Origin of the sequence: Agromyces sp. PvR057 (assembly GCF_040547485.1) — a bacterium.
Classification (GTDB): Bacteria; Actinomycetota; Actinomycetes; order Actinomycetales; family Microbacteriaceae; genus Agromyces.
The window spans coordinates 355,721-374,566 of record NZ_JBEPPT010000003.1; the positions used below are offsets into that span (position 1 = coordinate 355,721).

Here is an 18,846-nt window from a genome sequence, read left to right on the forward strand (position 1 = left end):
CGCGGCGCAGGCGACGCGCATCGACGTCATGCGCCCGTGGCTCGGGGCCGAGGAGGCCAGCGCCGTCGCCGAGGTCATCGCGTCGGGCTGGATCGCCCAGGGGCCCAAGGTCGCTGCCTTCGAGCACGCCTTCGCCGCGCGCATGGGGGCCGCGCACGCCGTCGCGACCTCGAGCTGCACGGCGGCCCTGCACCTCGCCCTCGTCGTCGCGGGCATCGGCCGAGGGCACGTGGTCATCGTGCCGTCGTTCTCGTTCATCGCGACCGCGAACGCCGTCGTGGCCGCCGGCGCGAGGCCCGTCTTCGCCGACGTCGACGCGGAGACCGGCAACGTGACCGCCGCGACGCTCGCCGAGGTGATCACCCCGGGCACCCGCGCGGTCATCGTCGTCGACCAGGGCGGGATGCCGGTCGACCTCGAGCCGATCCGAGCGCTCTGCGACGAGCACGGGCTCACGCTCATCGAGGATGCCGCGTGCGGCGCCGGGTCCCGGTACCGGGGCGCGCCGGTCGGCATCGGCGCCGACGTGACGGCCTGGTCGTTCCACCCGCGCAAGCTCCTCACCACCGGGGAGGGCGGCATGCTCACGACCTCGCGCGCCGACTGGGCCGCCAGGGCGCGGCGGCTCAGGGAGCACGCGATGAGCATCTCGGCCGCCGAACGCCACGCCAGCCTGCTCGCACCGGAGGAGGTGTACGACGAGGTCGGCTACAACTACCGGATGACCGACCTGCAGGCCGCGATCGGCCTCGTGCAGCTCGCGAAGCTCGACGCGATGGTCGCACGGCGGCGCGAGCTCGCGAGACGGTACGCGATCGGGCTCGCCGGCGTGCGCGGCATCCGTCCGTCGGAGGATCCCCAGCACGGCGAGACGAACTTCCAGTCGTACTGGATCGAGGTGCTCGGAGGCTTCGGGATCGAGCGCGACGACCTGCTCGTCGCACTCGCGGAGGCCGGCATCTCGGCGCGTCGCGGCATCATGGCGGCCCACCGGCAGCCCGCCTACGCCGACCGCGACACCGGATCGGCGCCGCTCGGCACGACGGAGTGGCTCACCGATCGCACGTTGATCCTGCCGCTGCACCACGGCCTGGACGAGGACGACATCGACCGCGTGGTCGACGTGATCGGCCAGGCGGTGGCCTGATGCGGCCGCTGCTCGTGATCGGTGCGAGCGGACTCGCCCGCGAGGTGCTCGCGTTCGCCCCCGCGGCGGGCTTCGAGCCCATCGGCATCCTCGACGACGCCGCCTCGCGGCTGCCGTACCCGGTGGGCGGTGTGCGGGTGATCGGACCGATCGAGGAGGTCGGCCGGATCCCGGGGATCCAGCTCCTCGTGTGCATCGGCTCGGGTGCGGCGCGCGAGCGGATCGTCGCACGGCTGGGCCGCCTCGGGGTCGAGGCCGGCCGGTACGCGACCCTGCTCGACCCGAGCGTTCGCAACCCGGGCGGATGCCGCGTCGGGGCCGGGTCGATCCTCCTCGCCGGCGTCGTGGTCACCGCCGACGCGCTCGTCGGCGACCACGTCGTCGTCATGCCGAACACGACGATCACGCACGACTGCATCGTCGGGGACTTCGCGACCCTCACGGCGGGCGTCTCGCTCGGGGGCGGCGTCACCGTCGGCCGGCGCGCGACGGTGGGGATGAACGCGTCGGTGCGGCAACGGGTCACGATCGGCGCGGACGCGACCATCGGCATGGGCGCCGTCGTGCTCGACGACGTGCCCGCCGGGGCGACCTGGGTCGGTGTTCCGGCGGCACCCATGCGGTACGCCGCGACGGGCGGTGCGGCATGAGGGTGCGTCGCCCGCACGTGAGGGGCGCCCGCCCGGGCGTCACCGCCGTCATCCCGTGCTACCGCTACGGCCGGTACCTCGACGCCGCGGTCGGCGCCGTGCTCGGCCAGGAGGACGTCGACGCCCACGTGATCATCGTCGACGACGCCTCGCCCGACGACTCGCTCGCCGTCGCCCGCCGCATCGCCGCCGCGGACGACCGGGTCGCGGTCATCGCGCACGAGCGCAACGCCGGACACATCGCGACGTACAACGACGGGCTCGCGGCCGTCACCACCGAGTTCGTCACGCTCGTGTCGGCCGACGACCTCGTGGCGCCGGGCGCGCTCGGGCGGGCCGCACGGCTGATGCTCGCGGAACCGACGGTCGGCATGGTCTACGGTCGCCCGCTCGAGTTCGTCGATGCGGGTGCGCAGGACGACGCGGAGCCCGTGCCGACGCCGGCTGAACACGCCGGACGCACGACCTGGACGGTGTGGCGCGGCCACGAGTGGATCGCGCTGGCCTGCTGGCGCGGACGCAGCTTCATCCTGTCGCCGGAGGTGGTCATGCGCACCGCGGCCATGCGCCAAGTCGGCCCGTACAACCCCGAACTCCCGCACTCGGGCGACCTGGAGTACTGGCTGCGGACCGCAGCCAGGTGGGATGTCGCGCGCGTGAACGGACCCGTGCAGGCCATGTACCGCGTGCACGCCGCCAACATGCACCTCACCGAGTTCGCGGGCATGACCGAGGACCTCCGCCACCGGGCGCTCGCGTTCCGGACGCTGTCGTCGCCGGCCGTCCGCGAGGCCGTCCCGCAGGGCGACACCCTCGTCGCGCGCGCCGAGCGCGCGATCGCCCGAGAGGCCCTCCTGCTCGCGCAACGCGAGCTCGACCGAGGGGGCGATCCGGACGCGGCATCCGAGCTGTACCGGGTGGCGGGGGAGGTGCGGCGATCGTCGCTGCGCCGGCGACGCGGCCGGGGCGTCGTGCGGAGCCTCCGCCGCGTGCAGCAGGGCGCGCGGCCCGGCCTGGCGCACCGGAGCGCGGAGTCCGCCCGACGCCAGCTCGACCGGGTGCGCTGGACCCTGTGGCGGCATGTGGGCCTGTCATGAACGCCGCGCCCGAGCAGACGACCACGCTCGCCCGACGCGTGCGGAGCGGGGCGCTCTGGGGCGCGGTCAACGTGGGCGCGTCGCGCATCCTGAGCTTCGTCTCGACGATCATCGTGGCGCGACTCCTCGCCCCGGAGCACTTCGGCGCGCTCGCCGTGGCCATCGTCGTGCAGACGATCGCGCTCAACATCGCCGAGCTCGGCGCGACGGCCGCGCTCGGTCGTGGCGACCGCGATCCCGACGAGATCGCGCCGACCGTGTTCACGATCGCCCTCGTCACGAGCGGCCTGCTGACCGCGGCGATGGTCGCGGCGGCGCCCTGGCTCGCGGGCGTGCTCGGCGACCCGGCGGCCGCCGACGTCATCCGGGTGCTCGCGATCACCGTCGCGCTCGCAGGCCTGAGCTCGGTGCCGACCGCGATGGTGTGGCGGGACTTCCTGCAGGGTCGCCGGATCGCGGTCGACCTCGCGAACATCGCCGTCTCGCTGGCGCTCGTCGTGCCCATGGCCGGCTGGGGCTGGGGTGCGCTCGCGCTCGCCTGGTCGCGGGTGGGCGGCCAACTGGTGGCGGCGATCGGCTACTGGATCATCACCCCCCGTCGGTACGCGCCAGGGTGGAGCCGGACGGAGGCAGGCGGCATCCTGCGCATCGGCCTCCCGCTCGCCGCCGCCAACCTCGTCGTGTTCGCGACCCTCAACCTCGACTACGTCGTCGTCGGGCGGGTGCTCGACCCCGTGGCCCTCGGCCTCTACCTCATGGCCTTCAACCTCGCGAGCCTGCCGAGCAACGTCGTGACGGCGATCGTGCGCACGGTCGCCGTGCCCGCCTTCGGGCGGCTGCACGCCGTCGGTGCGCTGCCGGAGCAGGCGGTGCGCGTCACGCGCGGCCTCTCCTATGCCGCGTTCCCGATCTCGGCGCTGCTCATCGGGGTCGCCGGCCCGCTCATGGTCACGCTGTTCGGCGAGAAGTGGGCGCCCGCGGCATCCGCGATGCTCGGCCTCGGCGTGTTCGGCATGGCGCGCATCCTCACGGAGCTGTTCGCCGACCTCTGCGTCGGCGCCGGCCGCACGCTCGGGCTGTTCTGGGTGCAGGTGGTCTGGCTCGTCGTGCTCGCACCCGCGCTCTGGTTCGGCGTCTCGCAGTGGGGCATCGCCGGCGCCGGCTACGCCCACGCGGTCGTCGCATGGCTCGTCGTCGTGCCCGTCTACCTGGTGCTGGTGCGCCGGGGGGTCGGCGCATCGGCGTCGCGCGTCCTCGGTGCCTGCCTGCTCCCGGCCGTCGGGGCCGTCGCCTGCGCGGTCGCCGCCGGGCTCGTGGCCTCTGCGGTGGGCGCACCCGTCGTCGCCGTGCTGGCGGGCGGAGCCGTCGGGCTCGCCGTGTACGCCGTCGTCACGCTGCCCGTGGGCCTCACGTACCTCGCATCCTTCCGCTCACGAGCGTCCGAAGAAACCCCGAACCCCGCGGCGCAGGCCGCTCCCGAACAGGAGGTTGCACGATGACCGTGCCGTTCACGGATCTCGCCGCCCAGCAGCATGAGGTCGACGACGAGGTGCTGCCGCGATTGCGGGCGGCCCTCGCCTCAGGGGCGTTCATCGGCGGGCCGGAGGTCGAGGCGTTCGAGCAGGAGTACGCCGCGTACTCCGGCACCCGCCACTGCGTCGGCATGGGCAACGGCACCGACGCGCTCGAGGCCGCGCTGCGTGCCGTCGGCGTGCGGCCCGGCGTCGAGGTCGTCCTGCCCGCCAACACCTTCATCGCGACGGCCGAGGCCGTGCTGCGCGCCGGCGGCGTCCCCGTGCTCGTCGACGTCGACGAGCGGTCGCTCCTCATCGACCCCGCGGCCGTGGAGGCGGCCGCGGGCCCGGCCACCGGGGCCATCGTCGCCGTGCACCTCTACGGCCAGGTCGCCCCGGTCGAGCAGCTCACGCCCATCGCCGACCGCATCGGCGCCGTGGTCGTCGAGGACGCCGCGCAGTCGCAGGGGGCGCGACGCCACGGCGCCGTCGCCGGCAGCCTCGGCCGCATCGCGGCGACGAGCTTCTACCCCGGCAAGAACCTCGGGGCCGCCGGAGACGGCGGGGCGGTCACCACCGACGACCCATCGCTCGCCCGCACGGTGCGCATGCTCGGCAGCCACGGCAGCGAGCGGAAGTACGAGCACGAGGTGCTCGGGTTCAACTCGCGCCTCGACGCGCTGCAGGCGATCGTGCTGTCGGCGAAGCTCCGCCGGCTCGAGGACTGGAACGCGAGGCGACGCGCCATCGCGGCCGTCTACGACGTGCTGCTCCGGGACATCGAGGGGATCGTGCTGCCGGCCCCCGCCGAGGGCAACGAGCACGTCTGGCACCTCTACGTCGTGCGGCTGAAGGAGCGCGAGCGCGTGGCGGAGGCGCTCGCCGAGGCGGGCATCGCCACCGGCATCCACTATCCCGTCCCCCTGCATCGGTCGCCGGCGCTGAGCGATCAGCGCATGCGCGTCGCCGACTGCCCGGTGACGGATGCCGCGGCCGACGAGATCCTGAGCCTGCCGATCTTCCCCCACATGACCGCGAGCCAGGTCGTGCGGGTGTCGCAGGTGATCCGCGAGGCCCACGGTCTCCGGGCGGACGCCGAGGAGCTCGTGGCCGAACCGACGATCGAGGGGGTGCGGCCGTGGCCGGCCGCGTGAGCGTGTCCGAGCTCGCCGAACGCCTTCGGCGCGAGGGCGCGCGCGGCGTGATGCGCCGAGCGGCCTACGAGCTCTACCACCGCACGGGGGCCGCGGACCTCGAATCGGCGATCGCCGAGGAGGACTACTCGGATCCGCTCGACGCCCTGCGACTGCCCGGTCCGCTCCCGCATCGTGCCGGCGCACCGGTCTCGGCCGGCTGGATCAGCACGGCACCGGCTCCCGGGTCGGGCGGCCACACGACGCTGTTCCGCATGATCGCCGGTGCGGTCGAGGACGGCATCGAGTCGACGCTGTTCCTGCACGATCGGCGCGGCGGCGACCTCCGCCGGCACGAGCGCGTGATCCGCGAGCACTGGCCGTGGCTCCGCGTGCGGGTCCGCGATGCGGCGGCCGGGTTCGACGGCGTCGACGCGATGGTGGCGAGCTCCTGGGAGACCGCGCACGTGCTCGCCTCCCGCGGCACGGCTCCGATGGCCAGGCTCTACTTCGTCCAGGACTTCGAGCCGCTCTTCCACCCGCACGGCTCGATCCGCGCGCTCGCCGAGGACACGTATCGGTTCGGGTTCCGCACGATCGCGCTCGGCGAGATGGTCCAGCAGGAGCTCGCCGGCATCGGCGTCGCCTCGACGCTCGCGCCGTTCGGCCGCGACGGCGATGCCTACCGACTCCTCGACGCGACGCCGCGGCGGTCGGGCATCGTCTTCTATGCCAAGCGGGGAAACGACCGAAGGGGCTACCTGCTCGGCAAGCTCGCGCTGCATGCCTTCCACGGCATGCATCCGGAGCAGCCCATCCACGTGGTCGGCGATCCGGTCGTCGACTGGCGCATCCCCGTGCTCTCGCACGGCTCGCTGCCCCCTGCCGAGCTCAACGAGCTCTACAACCACGTGATCGGCGGACCGGCGCTCTCGTTCACGAACATCACCCTCGTCGTCGAGGAGATGCTCGCGTCGGGGGCGATCCCGGTCGTCAACGACACGCTGCACTCGCGGGCGGTGCTGCGCCATCCGGATGCCGTCTGGGTGCCGTCGAGCGCCGGCCGGATCGCCATGGCGCTCTCGGACCTCGTCGAGGCGCCGGACCACGCCCGCCGTGCCGAGCAGGCCGCCAGGTACACCGCACGTCACGGCATCGGCTGGGATCAGGCCAAGGGCATCGTCTCCTCGACGATCCTCGAGGAGGTCGCCGGAACGGTGCCGCGGGAGGAGTGGGCACCCGTCGGGCGCGGGGCCGACGACTGACCGATGGCTCGCCCCGCCGAGCGGCGTCAGCGCCGCGACGGAGGTCGGTCGAGCTCGTGCACCTCGTCGTCGGCATCGTCGAGCGCGGGCACGTCGTCGACCCAGTCGAGCCGGAACGGTGCGTAGAGGTCGTCGAGCCCGGATGCCGCGGGCGTCGTGTCCGTGCCGACGGCGACGGCCGCCGCCGCGACCGCTGCGGCCTCCGCCGCGGCGGCCTCCGCCTCGGCCCGGGCTCGCGCCTCCGAGCGGCGGCGGCGGCGTGCCCGCGTCGCGTCGACGCCGCGTCCGAGCGAGACGGCGGCGAACACGAGCACCGCGCCGCCCGCCAGGACGATGACGATCGACCTGAGGCGACTCGAGAACTGCTCTGAGGCCCGGTCTGGTTCCGCGACGACGAGCGAGGTGAACAGGAAGCGATCGTCGGCGCCGTTCACGAGCTGGATCGAGCGCAGCTCGCGCTCGAACATCACGCCGAGCGCGCTCGAGGTGCGCAACGACTGCTGGGCCGTGGAGCCGACGCCCGAGATCTCGACGATGTAGCCGCTTCCCCCGACGCCCGGTTCCACGGTGAACTCGCGACCGAGGCCGGCATCCTCGAGGTATGCGGCCGTCGCCGGCGCCTGCAGGCGGGTGATGACCACGTTGGCCACGAGGTTCGGGTCGGTCGAGCGCAGGTAGGGGTTGTCGCCGTTCAGCTTGGCGAGCGATGGCTGCCGCTCGATGTCCGCCTCGGTCGGGACATCCGGATTCACGAGGGCGTAGCTGATCGTCGACTCGTAGAGGCGCGGACCGAGGAAGTACACGTACGCCGCGACGGCGAACGTGATGAGGAGCGCGGGCACGACGTACCAGCGGTACCTCCACAGCGACTTCAGGACTCCGGTCGGATCCATGGTTCAGCCTCCTCGGCCATCGGGGCGGGTTCAGGTCGGGACGGGTCCGGTGCCGCGATGGCGACACCGGCTGGGTCGCGGACAGCGGATTCCTCGCGCTCCGCACGCACGAGTCGCCAGACGCCGCCCGCGAGGCCGACGAGCGCCGGATACAGCAGCGCGAACACGGGGAACGAGAGGGAGTCGAACGTCAACGAGCACGCGGCGGCGACGAGGGCGCCGGCGGCGACGGCTCCGGCCAGGCCCCGCAGGGTCGGGTCGACGGCCGCACGTGCGGCGAGGATGCTCGAGATGCCGGGCAGCAGGAAGTAGATGAGCGTGGCGACCAGGCCGACGAGGCCGAGGGTGATGATCGATCCGAGGTACTGGTTGTCGAGGATCCGCAGGGCGTCCTCGGGGGAGTAGTTGCCCGGTCCGGCGCCGAGGACCGGGCGCGTGTCGAGCATCTGCGCCACGCGCGGGTAGTTGTTCACGCGGGTGGCGATCGACGGGTCCGACGTGTCGGCGCCGAGCGCGCCGCCGATGGTGGCGACGAAGCCGGGCACGAGGAGGAAGAGCCCGGTCACGGCGAACGGGACGGCGATGAGCACGCGCCGCCGCACGATCCGGGGGAGGAACGGGAGGAAGACCACGAGCGCGACGCCCAGGGCGAGGATGCTCGAGCGCGACACCGTCGTCGCGATGGCGAAGACCAGCAGCGCGGTCTGCAGCCAGTGGAACCAGACCCGCCCCTTCGGGTCGCTGAGCGCACGCCAGATCGAGAGCGGGACGAGCATCGACGCGACGACGGCGAGTTCGATCGAGTGGAACGTGCTGCCGGCCACGCGCATCAGCGAGCCGCGCACCTGGAAGGCGGTGTCGCCGCCGTTGTACACGAAGCCCGGCATGCCGGCCTGGATCCACTCCATCGGATTCACGCGGAACACGAACTGCACGACGCCGACGAGGCAGCAGAAGAACGCCCCGGCCAGCAGCGCTCGCACGACCTGCATGGCGTCGGTGACGGTGCGCACGGCCTCGGCGACGACGAAGATGAGGGCGCTGCTCGCCGCGAGCAGGAGGAGCCACCGGTCCGCCGCGGCGCGCGTCGCCTCCGTCGTGCCCCCGGTCCAGCCGGTGAACATGGCGACGTACGACGCGAAGGTCGAGAGCAGCAGGACGGAGATCGCGATCCGACCCGGATGTCGCATCGACACGGGATCGTGGAGGCCCCACACCCACGACGCCAGCCAGAAGACGAGCAGCAGGAGTGCGAGGAGGATGGGCACCGTGCCCGAGGCCCCGATGGGCTCGATCACCATGGTCGACGGGAAGATGAACATCGCCGCCAGCGTGAACCGCAGCAGCCACGAGACACCGCGGCGCCGCGGCGCGCTCCCGCCGAGGTCCGGCGTGCTCGGGAGGGGTGCTCGGGTCCGTCGGTCAGAGGCCACAGGTCCCTCCGTCCAGCCGGTACACGTGCACGGTGTCGGGATCCGCGAACGCGTCGCCGAAGCGGCCGCCCACGACCGGGATGCTCCGGCCCTCGCCGACGACCTCTGCGGTGGTGGCCGACGAGCAGGCCGACGTGAACGTCACGTCCGCGGCACCTGTGCCCGTCGAGGCGGCGAGGAGCGTGAAGCCGTCGTCGACGAGCTTCACGGCGACGTCGGCCTCGCCGTCGACGGTCACGAGCCCGTCGACGAACGGCGCGTTGAGCGTGGGAGCCATCGTCTCGAGTTCCCGGTTCAGCGTCGTGACGTCCTCGCGGATCGGGTCGCCGCAGACGGAGCGGAGCACGTTCTCGGAACCGCACTCGTCGCCGAACCCGTGGTTGAAGTAGATGACGCCGCGCGCGCCGTGGATGAGGCTGCTCCACACGGCGGCCCGGATCTGCGCTCCGGTCACGGTCGGCAGCGAGCCGTCGTCGAACGGACGCCCGACCTCCACGAACGCCCAGACGGGCCTGGAGCCGGCCGGCGAGACGAGCGAGCGCACGTACTCGACCGTCCAGCCGTAGTTCGCGGCGATCCGGCACTCGTGCACGGCGAGTTCCTCGCCGCCCCCGGGGCCCCAGCCGCCTTCGCTCGCGCCGCAGATGTTCGGGTCGCTGAACCAGTAGGTGTCGGCCGACACCACGTCGGTGTACTCGAGGAACGGCTCCGCCTCCTCTTCGGTGCCCCAGAACGCGACGCCCTTCCCGAAGTTGGCGAGGGTCATCAGGCCGGGCGGAACGCCTCGGGTGAGCTCCTCGAGGATCGTGTACCCGCATTTCGCGTCGGCCTCGCACACCTGGCCCTCACCGGGGTAGGCGCCGGTCCACGCCCCGTCGCCGGCGCCGGCCCACATGTCGACCTCATCGGCGACGAGGAGTCCGGCGGCGCCGGGCTCGACCACGCTCGGGATGGCGTGCATGCCCGCGGCCGCGATGAGGTCGAGGGAGGAGTCCGCCGTCAACTCGACATAGGTGTTGATGCCCATGCTCCGATCCAGGCGCACCTCGTCCTCCGAGGTGACGCTGGCGAACCACTCCGCGACCGGGAAGAATCCGGGGTCGCTCGGGAGTCCGTCGTCGAACTGCGCGTAGAAGTCGCTGCCGCCGTCCACGGGCCGCACGACCACGTCGGACGACCCCGGCATCGGGGCGGGCGGCGAGCTCGCCTGAGGCGCGGCATCCGACCCGAATCCGGCGGCGGCGCCGATCGCGACCGCCGCGACGCCGCCGACCGCCAGCGCCACGACGATGCCGAACACCAGCGGGCGCCGCATCACGTCACCCGCCCCTCGGCGGGCCTCGTGCTGTCGTCGTCACGGCGCGGTGCCCGCGGAAGCCCGGGCCAGCGGCGGGAGTCCGCGACGATCGCGAGCACGCCCTCATGGTGCGGGCGTCCCACGCGGAGCAGTTCCGCGAGGACCGCGACCGTGCGGAACGCCGCCGCGTAGGGTGCGGAGCGGAACTTCTGCGCGTACCGGATGCGGTTCACGGCCTCGAGCGCATGCAGTGCCGGCGAGGTGCCGGAGCCGCCCTGGGCGTGCGTGACCACCGCGGCCGGCTCGTACCAGACGTTGGCGCCCGTGGCACGCAGTCGCCGCAGGTAGTCCGTCTCCTCGGAGTAGAGGAAGTAGCGCTCGTCCCACGGCCCGATGCGCCGTGCGACGCGGGCGTCGATGAGCACCGCGGCACCCGTCGCCCAGTCCACGGGGTGGGCGTGCCCGTAGGCCCGCTGGTCGAAGACCATCTCGGAGAGTCGGGCGGGGCGGCCGCGGAGTCGCCCGCCGAACAGGGCGTCGCCGATCGCGCCCATCAGGCTCGGCTCCCTGCGGAGCGATTCGTAGGTCGTGCCGTCGGCGTCGCGGATGCGCGGCACGACCGCGCCGGCCCCGCTCGAGTCGAGACGGCGCAGCATGGCGTCGACGGCGCCGGGCTCGACGACGGCGTCGGGGTTCAGGACGAGGATCGCGCGGGCCGTCCCGATCGACGCCGCAGCGACGTTGATGGCGCCGGCGTACCCGAGGTTCGCCCCAGTTCCGATGGCGACGACGTCGGGGTGGCGCTCGCGCACGCGGTCGAGGGTGCCGTCCGCCGAGGCGTTGTCGGCGACGATCGCGCGGATCGCGTGCGCGCCGGCCTCGCGCCGGAGCGAGTCGAGCAGCCCGTCGATGCACGGGCGGCTCTCGTAGGTGACGACGACCGCGGCGAGGTCGACGGCGTCGTCGGGGCCGGCGAAGGACGGTGCGATCCCGGATGCCGCGGCGGAGGCAGCGGGCCGGGCGACCGCGGATGCGGTGGCAGCCGCCGACGGCACGACCCGGGTGGACTCGTCGCGCTCCCACACGGCGCCCCCTCGCGCCCGCAGGGCGGGCAGCCGTGAGCTCGCGCTGAGCGCCGCGTACACGGCTGCGTCGACGGCGGACCGGGGGCCGCGCACGGATCGGACGAGCTGCCGCATGGTGGACGGGGCGGTGCCCGTGGTTCTGATGGCGAGCTGGCCGGCGCCCCGAGCTTGCCGGCGCAGCACCGCCATCAGGTTCCGGACCCGTTGTGGAACGCGTACCGGAACGGGGGTCGTCGACACGATGCGCTTCTCGGAGTCCGAGAAGTGCCGGTCGACGAAGACGTCGTCGGCGATGACCCTGGGGAATTCGCCGAAGCGTGCGCGCCCTTCGGCGCCGAGCGCGAACGCACCGGCCCCCCAGAGTCCGCACCTGGTGTTGGGGAGGCGGTCGCGTGCGCGGTAGTAGGCGCGCACGGGCGCCGAGGCCGAGTCCATGACGTACCGGAACTCGGGCCGTGCCGCGAGGGCGTCGCCGCGCGACACGGCGTCGAGCACCTCGAGCGCGGCATCGGCGGTGATCGCGATGTCGGCGTCGAGGTAGAGCCGCGGCCAGTGCTCGGCGGCGGCGTCGGCCGCGTTGAGGGCCGCGGTCTTCAGCGGCTGCGGGGTCTGCAGCACGGTCACCCCGTCGACGGATGCCGCGAGCTCGGCCGTGCGGTCGGAGCATCCGTTGCAGGCGACGACCACTTCGACGACTCGCTGCTCGATGAGCGGTCGGAGGCCCTCGAGGGTGCGGAGGATGACCGCCTCCTCGTCGTGCGCCGGGATCACGATCGAGCCGCGCATGGTGGCCGCGCTCGCCGAGGGCGAGGGCGTCGCCGGGTTCGCCGCCGTGGTGGTGGGCGTCGCCGTCGCCGTCCTCGGCCGGTTCGTCGCCACGTGCTCGGCCGTCGCGGTGAGCAGGGTCGGCTCGTCCGTGAGCGTCATCCGGCCGCCCTCCGTTCGAGTCCGAGGCTGCCGGCGGCGTGCGCGACCGAACGACGCACCGCGAGGTAGGCCGACGGCCCGTCGACGAGGTAGCGGTGCGCGAGCCTGCGCGGTTCGATGGCGAGCCGCCATGCCCACTCCATGCCGTGGTCGGCGACCCAGTGCGGCGCCCGGCTGACCCGCCCGGCGAGGAAGTCGACGACGGCGCCGAACGCGAGCAGCACGTGCGAGCCGGTGAGGGGCCCGTAGCGTTCGATCCAGAGTTCCTGCCGCGGCTTTCCGAGGCACACGAGCAGCACGTCGACCTCGTGCGCGGCGATGTCGTCGGCGATCGCGCGGCAGGCGTCGCCGTCGGCGAGCTGCTCGCGGTCGGGCGCCCAGCACCCCGCCAGGCGCAGTGCCGGGTGTTCCTGGGCGAGCCGCAGCTCGAGCCGTCCATGGGTCTCGGCGGTGCCGCCGAGGCATCCGATCGAGACGTGCGCGCCCTCCGCCCGCTCGAGCAGCGCGTCGATGAGGTCGCTGCCCGCGAGTCGCGGCCATTCGACGTGCGTGATCCGTCGTGCCGCGGCGGCGAGCGGCGCCCCGTCCACGAGGTTCAGCCACTCGACCGGGGCGTCCTCGCCGTCGTGGAGCACGGTGTCCGGCCGGTGCGCGCCCGCGCCGAAGTGGTGGACGTGGTCGAGGTTGATCGAGGCGACGCCGAGGGGCCGCCCCGAGGCATCCGCGAACCGCGACGAGATCGTCTCGATGGCGTCGTCGTAGCGGAGCAGGTCGACGGGTGCTCCGCCGAGCCGCAGGCGCGTGATGGTGTCGCTCATGACCGCACCACCGCCGGCGACCACGCGTGCTCGATGAGGAGTCCGGGGCCGGATGTCGCGTCGGCGGCGATCTCGTAGACATCGGTGTCGCCCGGGGCCGATGCCCGCGAACGGCCGTAGAGCAGCGTGTCGTCGTCGAGCCATTCCGCCTGGTCGTCGACGGACGCCGGCTCGGGCAGCACGACGACGTCGCCGTCGCGGAGGTCGAGCACGGCCAGGGCCCAGTCCGGCTGGCCCGCGCCCGCGCGGTTCTGCTTGAACGCGATGCGCGTGCCGTCGGGCGAGAGCGACGGGCACTCGACGCCGTCCCTCAGCGCCGTCAGCGTGCGGTCGACGAGGTCGCCCTCGACGAGCCAGCGGTGGTCGCCGCTCGCGGCCGTCGCGTAGAACCGGCGGTCGTCGACGAAGGTGACGCCCCAGACGTTGAGGTCGGCGGCCGTCACGAGGGCGCCGTCGACCCGCAGGGGGAACAGTTCGAGCTCACCCGAGTCGGCGACCTCCGGCGCGGATCCGACCTCGACGATGACGGTCGACGTCGAGAAGTCGGTGCCCGCGTACGCGTGGCCGGTGATGAACGAGGTCGTGGCGGCGAGGCGGCCGTCGGGGGAGAGGCGGGTGCGGCTGGGGATCCCGGCGAGCGGCCGCCGATCGACCTCGTCGAGCCGGCCGTCGAGGAAGAGCGTCTCGAACGTCGTCGAGATGCCGAGGTCGGCGCGCAGGCAGACGACGCCGGCCGTGGTGGCGTCGACGCGGTCGCATGGCGTCGTCGAGACGGCTCGCGGGCCGGCCGGGTCGTCGACGGCCACGGATGCCACGAAGCCGTGCTTGGCGCCCCCACCCGTCTGGCGGAACACGATGGTTCCCGCCTCGACGGAGGTCATCGGCGTCGACGTGTCGTCGGCCGGGAGCGCGCGCGATTGCGCGAATGCGACGGCGCCGTAGGCGGTCGCGCCGCCGAGGAGCGCCACGGCGGCGATGGCCACGATGAGCCCGCGACCCGTCACGTCCATGCGGATGCACCGCCCTCAGCCGGTCGCGGTCGGAGCAGGATCGCCGCGACCGGGATCAGCACGGCCAGCGCGCCGGCCGCGATGAGCAGCGCCGGGCCGACGCCGAGCGCGAACCAGAGCAGGCCGAACGTCGTCGCGGCGACGAACCGGGTCACGGCGACGACCGTCTGCGCCGCGGCGATGCCGCTCGTGCGCGCCTCGACGGGCACGAATGCCGAGGCCAGCGCCGCGAGGATGCCGTCGGTCGCCGCGTAGAACACGCCGAGCAGCACGAGGCATCCGATGCTCGCGGCCACCGCGCCGGCGCCGACGAGGGGGAGCGAGGCGAGCACGTAGGCGCACAGCAGCACGACGTGACCGCCGATGAGCACGCGTCGCCCGCCGATGCGGTCGCCGAGCCGTCCGATCGGCACCGCGAGGGCGAGGTAGACGACGTTCGTGCCCACGAACAGCAGCGGGAACCACATGGGCGCGAAGCCGAGCCGGTCGTGCAGTGCGAGGTAGAGGAAGCCGTCGCCGATGGTGACGAGGCCGAGGAGGCCGGCGGCGACGAGGAGCCGCACCAGGCGTGGAGCCCGCAGCAGGCGCCAGCGGAACGGCGCAGGCGGGGCGTCGTCCGTCGCGCGCTCGGCCCGCGGGCGCCGGTCGGGCACGAGGGCGCCGAGCACGACCACACCCAGGAGGGCGAACGCGAGCGACACCACGAAGACGGTGCGGTATCCCTCAGGCACGATGAGCAGCACGGCGAACGCGATGAGCGGGCCGGTCGCCGCGCCGACCGTGTCGAGCATGCGGTGCACGCCGAACGAGCGACCGAGTTCGGCGGGTTCGGCCGACGCCGCGATGAGGGCGTCGCGGGGCGCGGTCCGGATGCCCTTGCCGATCCGGTCGCCGACGACCACGGCCGTGATGGCCGCGAACCCGGTGGCGAAGAGGAGCCCGATGCGGGCGAGGGCCGAGAGGCCGTAGCCGACGAGCGCCACCCGTTTCGGCCGGTCGGCCCGGTCGGACGCCCAGCCGGCGGCGATGCGCACCATCGAGCTCACGCCCTGGTAGAGGCCGTCGATCACGCCGTAGGCGACGACCGACAGGCCGAGCGCACCCGTGAGGTAGAGGGGGAGCACGGCCGCGCTCGCCTCGGACGAGACGTCGGTGAACAGGCTCACGAAGCCGAGGGCGACCACGGTCGAGGACACGCGACCGGCGCGCCGCACGGGGGGCGGTGGCGTGCCGGTCGCGCCGGTCTCGGTGGTCCCACCGGCCGGGCTGGTCTCGGGATCCTCACGGCGTCGGCGGTCGGACAGGCTGATGTACATCGTCAGCCCTCCCGTCCGGCGGTGAGGATCCCGAAGATGGAGTAGTCGGTGCCGCCCGTGACGGATTCCGACACCGTCACGACCACGGTGTCGGCGCCGTCGGTGAAGGTGATCGCGGTGCGCCCTCCCACCGAGGGCGTGTCGACCGGCGCGAACGCGAGGGCCGCGAACGCCGTCCGGAACAGGACCAGCACCTCGTCGGGCGCTTCCGGGGCTTCGGCGTCGAGGGTGGCCTGCACGCGGTCGCCGTCCGCGGTCACGGCGCTCGCGACGATCCGCGACCCCTCGATGATCGGGATGAACGCCGGGAAGCCGTCGACGCGTCCGCCCACGAGGCTCGCGGGCTCGGCCGGCGCCTCGACCGGCTCCTTCTGCGGCTCGTCGTCCGGAACAGGGGGGAGGCCTCCCTCGTCGGGGGCGTCCTCGGCCGAGGCCGTCGCGACGGGAGCCTCGCCGGCGTCGTCCGGACGCTCCGGCGCCGGCGCGTCGCCGAGGACGTGGGCCGCGGTCGAGCCGCCCGGCCCGCCGCGCTGCGCCGAGCGGTCCGCCTGCGAGACCGCGCCCGCGACGCCGGCCAGCCCGGCGACGAGCGCGATCGACGCGATCACGATGATGAGGATGCGCCGCCCAGTCATGTCTTCCGTCTCCGTCAGTAGGCCCCGACGGGGTGCACCATGACGTACAGGGTCCGCCAGAGCAGCATCACGTCGCCGATCAGCGACCAGTTCTCGATGTAGTGGAGGTCGAGCCTGACGCTCTCCTCCCAGGCGAGGTCGCTGCGTCCGCCCACCTGCCACGGCCCGGTGAGGCCGGGCTTGAGGTAGAGCCGGCGCCGTACATGCGCCTCGTAGCCCTCGACCTCGCTCGCCAGGGGCGGGCGCGGGCCGACGAGGCTCATGTCGCCGACGAGCACGTTCCAGAACTGCGGGAACTCGTCGAGCGAGTACCGGCGCAGCACGCGTCCGGCGCGGGTGACCCTCGGGTCGTCGCGCAGCTTGAACAGCACGCCGTTGCCCTCGTCGCGGTGCGCCAGTGCGGCGAGGTCCTGCTCCGCGGTGGGGACCATCGACCGGAACTTCAGGAGCGTGAACGTGCGGCCGCCCCGCCCGACCCGCTCCTGCCGGAAGATCGCGGGCCCACCGTCGTCGAACCGGATCGCGATCGCGATGGCGAGGAAGAGCGGTGCCAGCAGGATGAGCGCCGAGGCGGAGCCGACGATGTCGAGCCCGCGCTTGGCGACGTGCTTGCCGCCCTCGAACCTCGGGATGTCGACGTGCATGAGCGGCAGGTCGTCGATGATCTGGAAGTGGATGCGGGGGCCGGCGACCTCGGTCAGCCTGGCCGCGAGCACGAGCTCGATCGACGTGCCCTCGAGCTGCCAGGCGAGCCGCTTCACGAAGGACGGGCCTCCCGATGCCGTGCCGGCGACCACGATCGTCTGCGCGCCGATGCGCTCCGCTGCGCCGACCACCGCACCTGGCGTGGCGACCACGGGGAACGTGCGCTCGCCGACGGGCAGGCTCGTCCTCGCGGTGAGGCCGTCGACGGCGACGCCGACGATCGCGTAGACCGCGGGGCACCGGCTCATCTGCGCGATGACCTGCGCGACGTCCTCGGCATCTCCGACGACGATCGCCCGGGAGATCGACCGGCCGGCCCGGCGCTCGTGGTTCAGCCACCGCCGCCAGCTCCACCGCTCGACGAGCAGGACCGGCACCCCGATGGCCCAGGCGACGAGCAGGTAGGCGCTGGGCGCGGCGGCGTCGAGGCTGAGGAAGGCGATCGCGATCACGCCGATCGCGATGGTGCTCGCGCTCATGAGGCGCTTGTACTCCTCGGCGCCCACGGCGAAGAGCCGCTCGTCGCGGGTGTGCAGTGCGGCCAGCGCCGAGATCCAGACGGCCGCGGCGATGATCGCGAGCGCGGCGGTGGACCAGACGGGCGCGGTCCTCCCGGCGACGAGCAGGGCGGCCTCGAAGGCCGCGAAGGCCGTGACGGCGACCACGAGGACGTCGCACACGACGAGCCGCGCTCGGTAGTCCGCGGCCCATGCGCGGGCGGAGGTGCCGGCTCCGCCCGGCACCAGGCGCAGGTGGGTGCGTGGCCTGCGGGGCGGTGGCGGCACGGATGCCAGCTGGCGGGCGTCAACCACGGGACTCACCGCCGGGCGGGCCGGTCGACGGCCGCCGGCGCGGTCGGGCGTCGCAGGGCTGGAGCGCATGCGGCCGCGGCGAACTCGGGTTCGCGGCCGCACCGCGCGTTGGGAGCGCAGTCACGGGATAGCCTCGGGTAATGCCCTCGGGAGGGCGAGCTTTCAACGCGATACGTGACCGGAAGGTGCCGGTCCGTCAGTAGCCCAGTCGCGGTGCCGGGGCACCGCGCCTCTCGCACGCTGACACGTGCGAACAGTTTTCACCCGCCGATTCACGGAGCCCAGAAGCCGTGGCCGGAGCGGGAATGCCTCAAGGTACCGCCGTTGTGCGCTGCGCCCTAGAACCCAGTTCGGGGCACGTGGCGGGATGACGCCGACGGATGCCCCGACGCAGCCCTCATCCGGGAGCGAGGAGCCCATCGGCCTCGGTGAAGCGATCCCCGCTCACCGGGCAGCGGAACGCGCCGTCGCCGACGGCCTCGAGGCGGACGCCGCGGGGGCCGACCCAACCGATCCTGCGCGCGGGGACCCCGGCGACGAGCGCGTAGTCCGGCACGTCGCGGGTGACGACGGCGCCGGCGGCGACGAGCGCCCAACGGCCGATCCGCACGGGGGCGACGCACACGCTGCGCGCACCGATGGCGGCGCCGTCGCCGACGACCACGGCGACCTTCGTCCAGTCGTCGCCGGTCTGGAGGCTGCCGTCGGGGTTCACGGCCCGCGGGTTCGCATCGTTCGTGAACACCACGGCGGGACCGATGAACACCCCGTCGCCCACCACGGCGGGTTCGTAGACGAGGGCGTGGTTCTGCAGCTTGCACCGTGCCCCGATGCGCACGCCGGGTCCGACGTACGCCCCGCGCCCGATGGTCGTGCCCGCCCCGATCTCGGCGTGCTCGCGCACCTGCGCCAGGTGCCACACGCGCACGCCCGCGCCGAGGCGCGCCCGTTCGTCGACGTCGGCGCTCGGCTCGATCGACGCGGCATCCTCGGCGCTGTCCATGGGGAGATGGTAGCGCCGAGTCCCGGTCGCGGCCCGGCTCGGCCGTGCGCCGGCGTCACCGATTCGGACCGATGCGCCGGGTCGCCTAGGATATCCGCGGATGCCG

At 73.5% G+C, this 18,846-nt stretch carries 16 protein-coding genes; 6 read left to right on the top strand and 10 right to left on the bottom strand.

The annotated features are described in order from the left end of the window. Positions 1 to 28 precede the first annotated feature (28 nt). From ABIC29_RS14280 to ABIC29_RS14305, 6 genes are read left to right on the top strand one after another with little or no spacing between them, the layout of a single operon-like run. A complete protein-coding gene (locus ABIC29_RS14280; RefSeq protein WP_116082079.1) occupies positions 29 to 1,147 on the top strand; it encodes a DegT/DnrJ/EryC1/StrS family aminotransferase in 1,119 nt (372 codons plus the stop codon). Further along, positions 1,147 to 1,797 carry an acetyltransferase gene (locus ABIC29_RS14285; RefSeq protein ID WP_116080259.1) on the top strand — a complete coding sequence of 217 codons (651 nt, stop codon included), beginning with the start codon at positions 1,147 to 1,149 and terminating at the stop codon, positions 1,795 to 1,797. The genes ABIC29_RS14280 and ABIC29_RS14285 overlap by 1 nt, the downstream gene beginning before the upstream one ends. Before the next feature lie 17 nt (positions 1,798 to 1,814). After that, positions 1,815 to 2,894, top strand: a complete 1,080-nt coding sequence (locus ABIC29_RS14290) for a glycosyltransferase family 2 protein (RefSeq protein WP_158551718.1) — start codon at positions 1,815 to 1,817, stop codon at positions 2,892 to 2,894. Further along, positions 2,891 to 4,393 carry an oligosaccharide flippase family protein gene (locus ABIC29_RS14295; protein ID WP_354246366.1) on the top strand — a complete coding sequence of 501 codons (1,503 nt, stop codon included), beginning with the start codon at positions 2,891 to 2,893 and terminating at the stop codon, positions 4,391 to 4,393. Before ABIC29_RS14290 ends, ABIC29_RS14295 begins: the two co-directional genes overlap by 4 nt. Then, positions 4,390 to 5,562 (top strand): DegT/DnrJ/EryC1/StrS family aminotransferase, encoded by a 1,173-nt coding sequence (locus ABIC29_RS14300; RefSeq protein ID WP_354246369.1) that lies wholly within the window; start codon positions 4,390 to 4,392, stop codon positions 5,560 to 5,562. The genes ABIC29_RS14295 and ABIC29_RS14300 overlap by 4 nt, the downstream gene beginning before the upstream one ends. Next, positions 5,547 to 6,806, top strand: a complete 1,260-nt coding sequence (locus ABIC29_RS14305) for a glycosyltransferase family protein (RefSeq protein ID WP_354246371.1) — start codon at positions 5,547 to 5,549, stop codon at positions 6,804 to 6,806. Before ABIC29_RS14300 ends, ABIC29_RS14305 begins: the two co-directional genes overlap by 16 nt. Positions 6,807 to 6,832: 26 nt before the next feature. Here ABIC29_RS14305 and ABIC29_RS14310 read toward each other — a convergent pair whose 3' ends face one another. The 10 genes from ABIC29_RS14310 to ABIC29_RS14355 form a co-directional block, all read right to left on the bottom strand. Beyond that, positions 6,833 to 7,699: a chain-length determining protein gene (locus ABIC29_RS14310; protein WP_354246374.1), complete on the bottom strand. Its 867-nt coding sequence runs from the start codon at positions 7,697 to 7,699 to the stop codon at positions 6,833 to 6,835. Beyond that, a complete protein-coding gene (locus tag ABIC29_RS14315; RefSeq protein ID WP_354246377.1) occupies positions 7,678 to 9,132 on the bottom strand; it encodes an O-antigen ligase family protein in 1,455 nt (484 codons plus the stop codon). Before ABIC29_RS14315 ends, ABIC29_RS14310 begins: the two co-directional genes overlap by 22 nt. Next, entirely contained in the window at positions 9,122 to 10,447 is a 1,326-nt protein-coding gene (locus tag ABIC29_RS14320; RefSeq protein WP_354246380.1) for a hypothetical protein, read from the bottom strand. The genes ABIC29_RS14315 and ABIC29_RS14320 overlap by 11 nt, the downstream gene beginning before the upstream one ends. Then, positions 10,447 to 12,441 carry a glycosyltransferase gene (locus ABIC29_RS14325; protein ID WP_354246383.1) on the bottom strand — a complete coding sequence of 665 codons (1,995 nt, stop codon included), beginning with the start codon at positions 12,439 to 12,441 and terminating at the stop codon, positions 10,447 to 10,449. Before ABIC29_RS14325 ends, ABIC29_RS14320 begins: the two co-directional genes overlap by 1 nt. Beyond that, the gene (locus ABIC29_RS14330) at positions 12,438 to 13,259 is read right to left on the bottom strand and encodes a WecB/TagA/CpsF family glycosyltransferase (protein WP_158551719.1); all 822 of its coding nucleotides are present in this window, start codon (positions 13,257 to 13,259) and stop codon (positions 12,438 to 12,440) included. Before ABIC29_RS14330 ends, ABIC29_RS14325 begins: the two co-directional genes overlap by 4 nt. Further along, positions 13,256 to 14,269, bottom strand: coding sequence for a TolB-like translocation protein (locus tag ABIC29_RS14335; protein ID WP_354246386.1), 1,014 nt, complete (start codon positions 14,267 to 14,269; stop codon positions 13,256 to 13,258). Before ABIC29_RS14335 ends, ABIC29_RS14330 begins: the two co-directional genes overlap by 4 nt. Then, positions 14,260 to 15,585 carry an MFS transporter gene (locus tag ABIC29_RS14340; protein ID WP_354246389.1) on the bottom strand — a complete coding sequence of 442 codons (1,326 nt, stop codon included), beginning with the start codon at positions 15,583 to 15,585 and terminating at the stop codon, positions 14,260 to 14,262. Before ABIC29_RS14340 ends, ABIC29_RS14335 begins: the two co-directional genes overlap by 10 nt. A gap of 2 nt (positions 15,586 to 15,587) precedes the next feature. Next, entirely contained in the window at positions 15,588 to 16,220 is a 633-nt protein-coding gene (locus tag ABIC29_RS14345; RefSeq protein WP_354246391.1) for a hypothetical protein, read from the bottom strand. Positions 16,221 to 16,234: 14 nt separating this feature from the next. Next, positions 16,235 to 17,737: a sugar transferase gene (locus ABIC29_RS14350; RefSeq protein WP_354246394.1), complete on the bottom strand. Its 1,503-nt coding sequence runs from the start codon at positions 17,735 to 17,737 to the stop codon at positions 16,235 to 16,237. Positions 17,738 to 18,134: 397 nt separating this feature from the next. Then, entirely contained in the window at positions 18,135 to 18,740 is a 606-nt protein-coding gene (locus ABIC29_RS14355) for an acyltransferase (protein WP_116080271.1), read from the bottom strand. Positions 18,741 to 18,846 lie beyond the last annotated feature (106 nt).

Bases quoted from the DNA above. Each gene is read 5' to 3' on its own strand.
- ABIC29_RS14280 (WP_116082079.1), top strand. From the start codon at position 29: ATGCGCCCGTGGCTCGGGGCCGAGGAGGCCAGCGCCGTCGCCGAGGTC.
- ABIC29_RS14285 (WP_116080259.1), top strand. From the start codon at position 1,147: ATGCGGCCGCTGCTCGTGATCGGTGCGAGCGGACTCGCCCGCGAGGTG.
- ABIC29_RS14295 (WP_354246366.1), top strand. From the start codon at position 2,891: ATGAACGCCGCGCCCGAGCAGACGACCACGCTCGCCCGACGCGTGCGG.
- ABIC29_RS14300 (WP_354246369.1), top strand. From the start codon at position 4,390: ATGACCGTGCCGTTCACGGATCTCGCCGCCCAGCAGCATGAGGTCGAC.
- ABIC29_RS14310 (WP_354246374.1), bottom strand. From the start codon at position 7,699: ATGGATCCGACCGGAGTCCTGAAGTCGCTGTGGAGGTACCGCTGGTAC.
- ABIC29_RS14320 (WP_354246380.1), bottom strand. From the start codon at position 10,447: ATGCGGCGCCCGCTGGTGTTCGGCATCGTCGTGGCGCTGGCGGTCGGC.
- ABIC29_RS14325 (WP_354246383.1), bottom strand. From the start codon at position 12,441: ATGACGCTCACGGACGAGCCGACCCTGCTCACCGCGACGGCCGAGCAC.
- ABIC29_RS14330 (WP_158551719.1), bottom strand. From the start codon at position 13,259: ATGAGCGACACCATCACGCGCCTGCGGCTCGGCGGAGCACCCGTCGAC.
- ABIC29_RS14335 (WP_354246386.1), bottom strand. From the start codon at position 14,269: ATGGACGTGACGGGTCGCGGGCTCATCGTGGCCATCGCCGCCGTGGCG.
- ABIC29_RS14340 (WP_354246389.1), bottom strand. From the start codon at position 15,585: ATGTACATCAGCCTGTCCGACCGCCGACGCCGTGAGGATCCCGAGACC.
- ABIC29_RS14345 (WP_354246391.1), bottom strand. From the start codon at position 16,220: ATGACTGGGCGGCGCATCCTCATCATCGTGATCGCGTCGATCGCGCTC.
- ABIC29_RS14355 (WP_116080271.1), bottom strand. From the start codon at position 18,740: ATGGACAGCGCCGAGGATGCCGCGTCGATCGAGCCGAGCGCCGACGTC.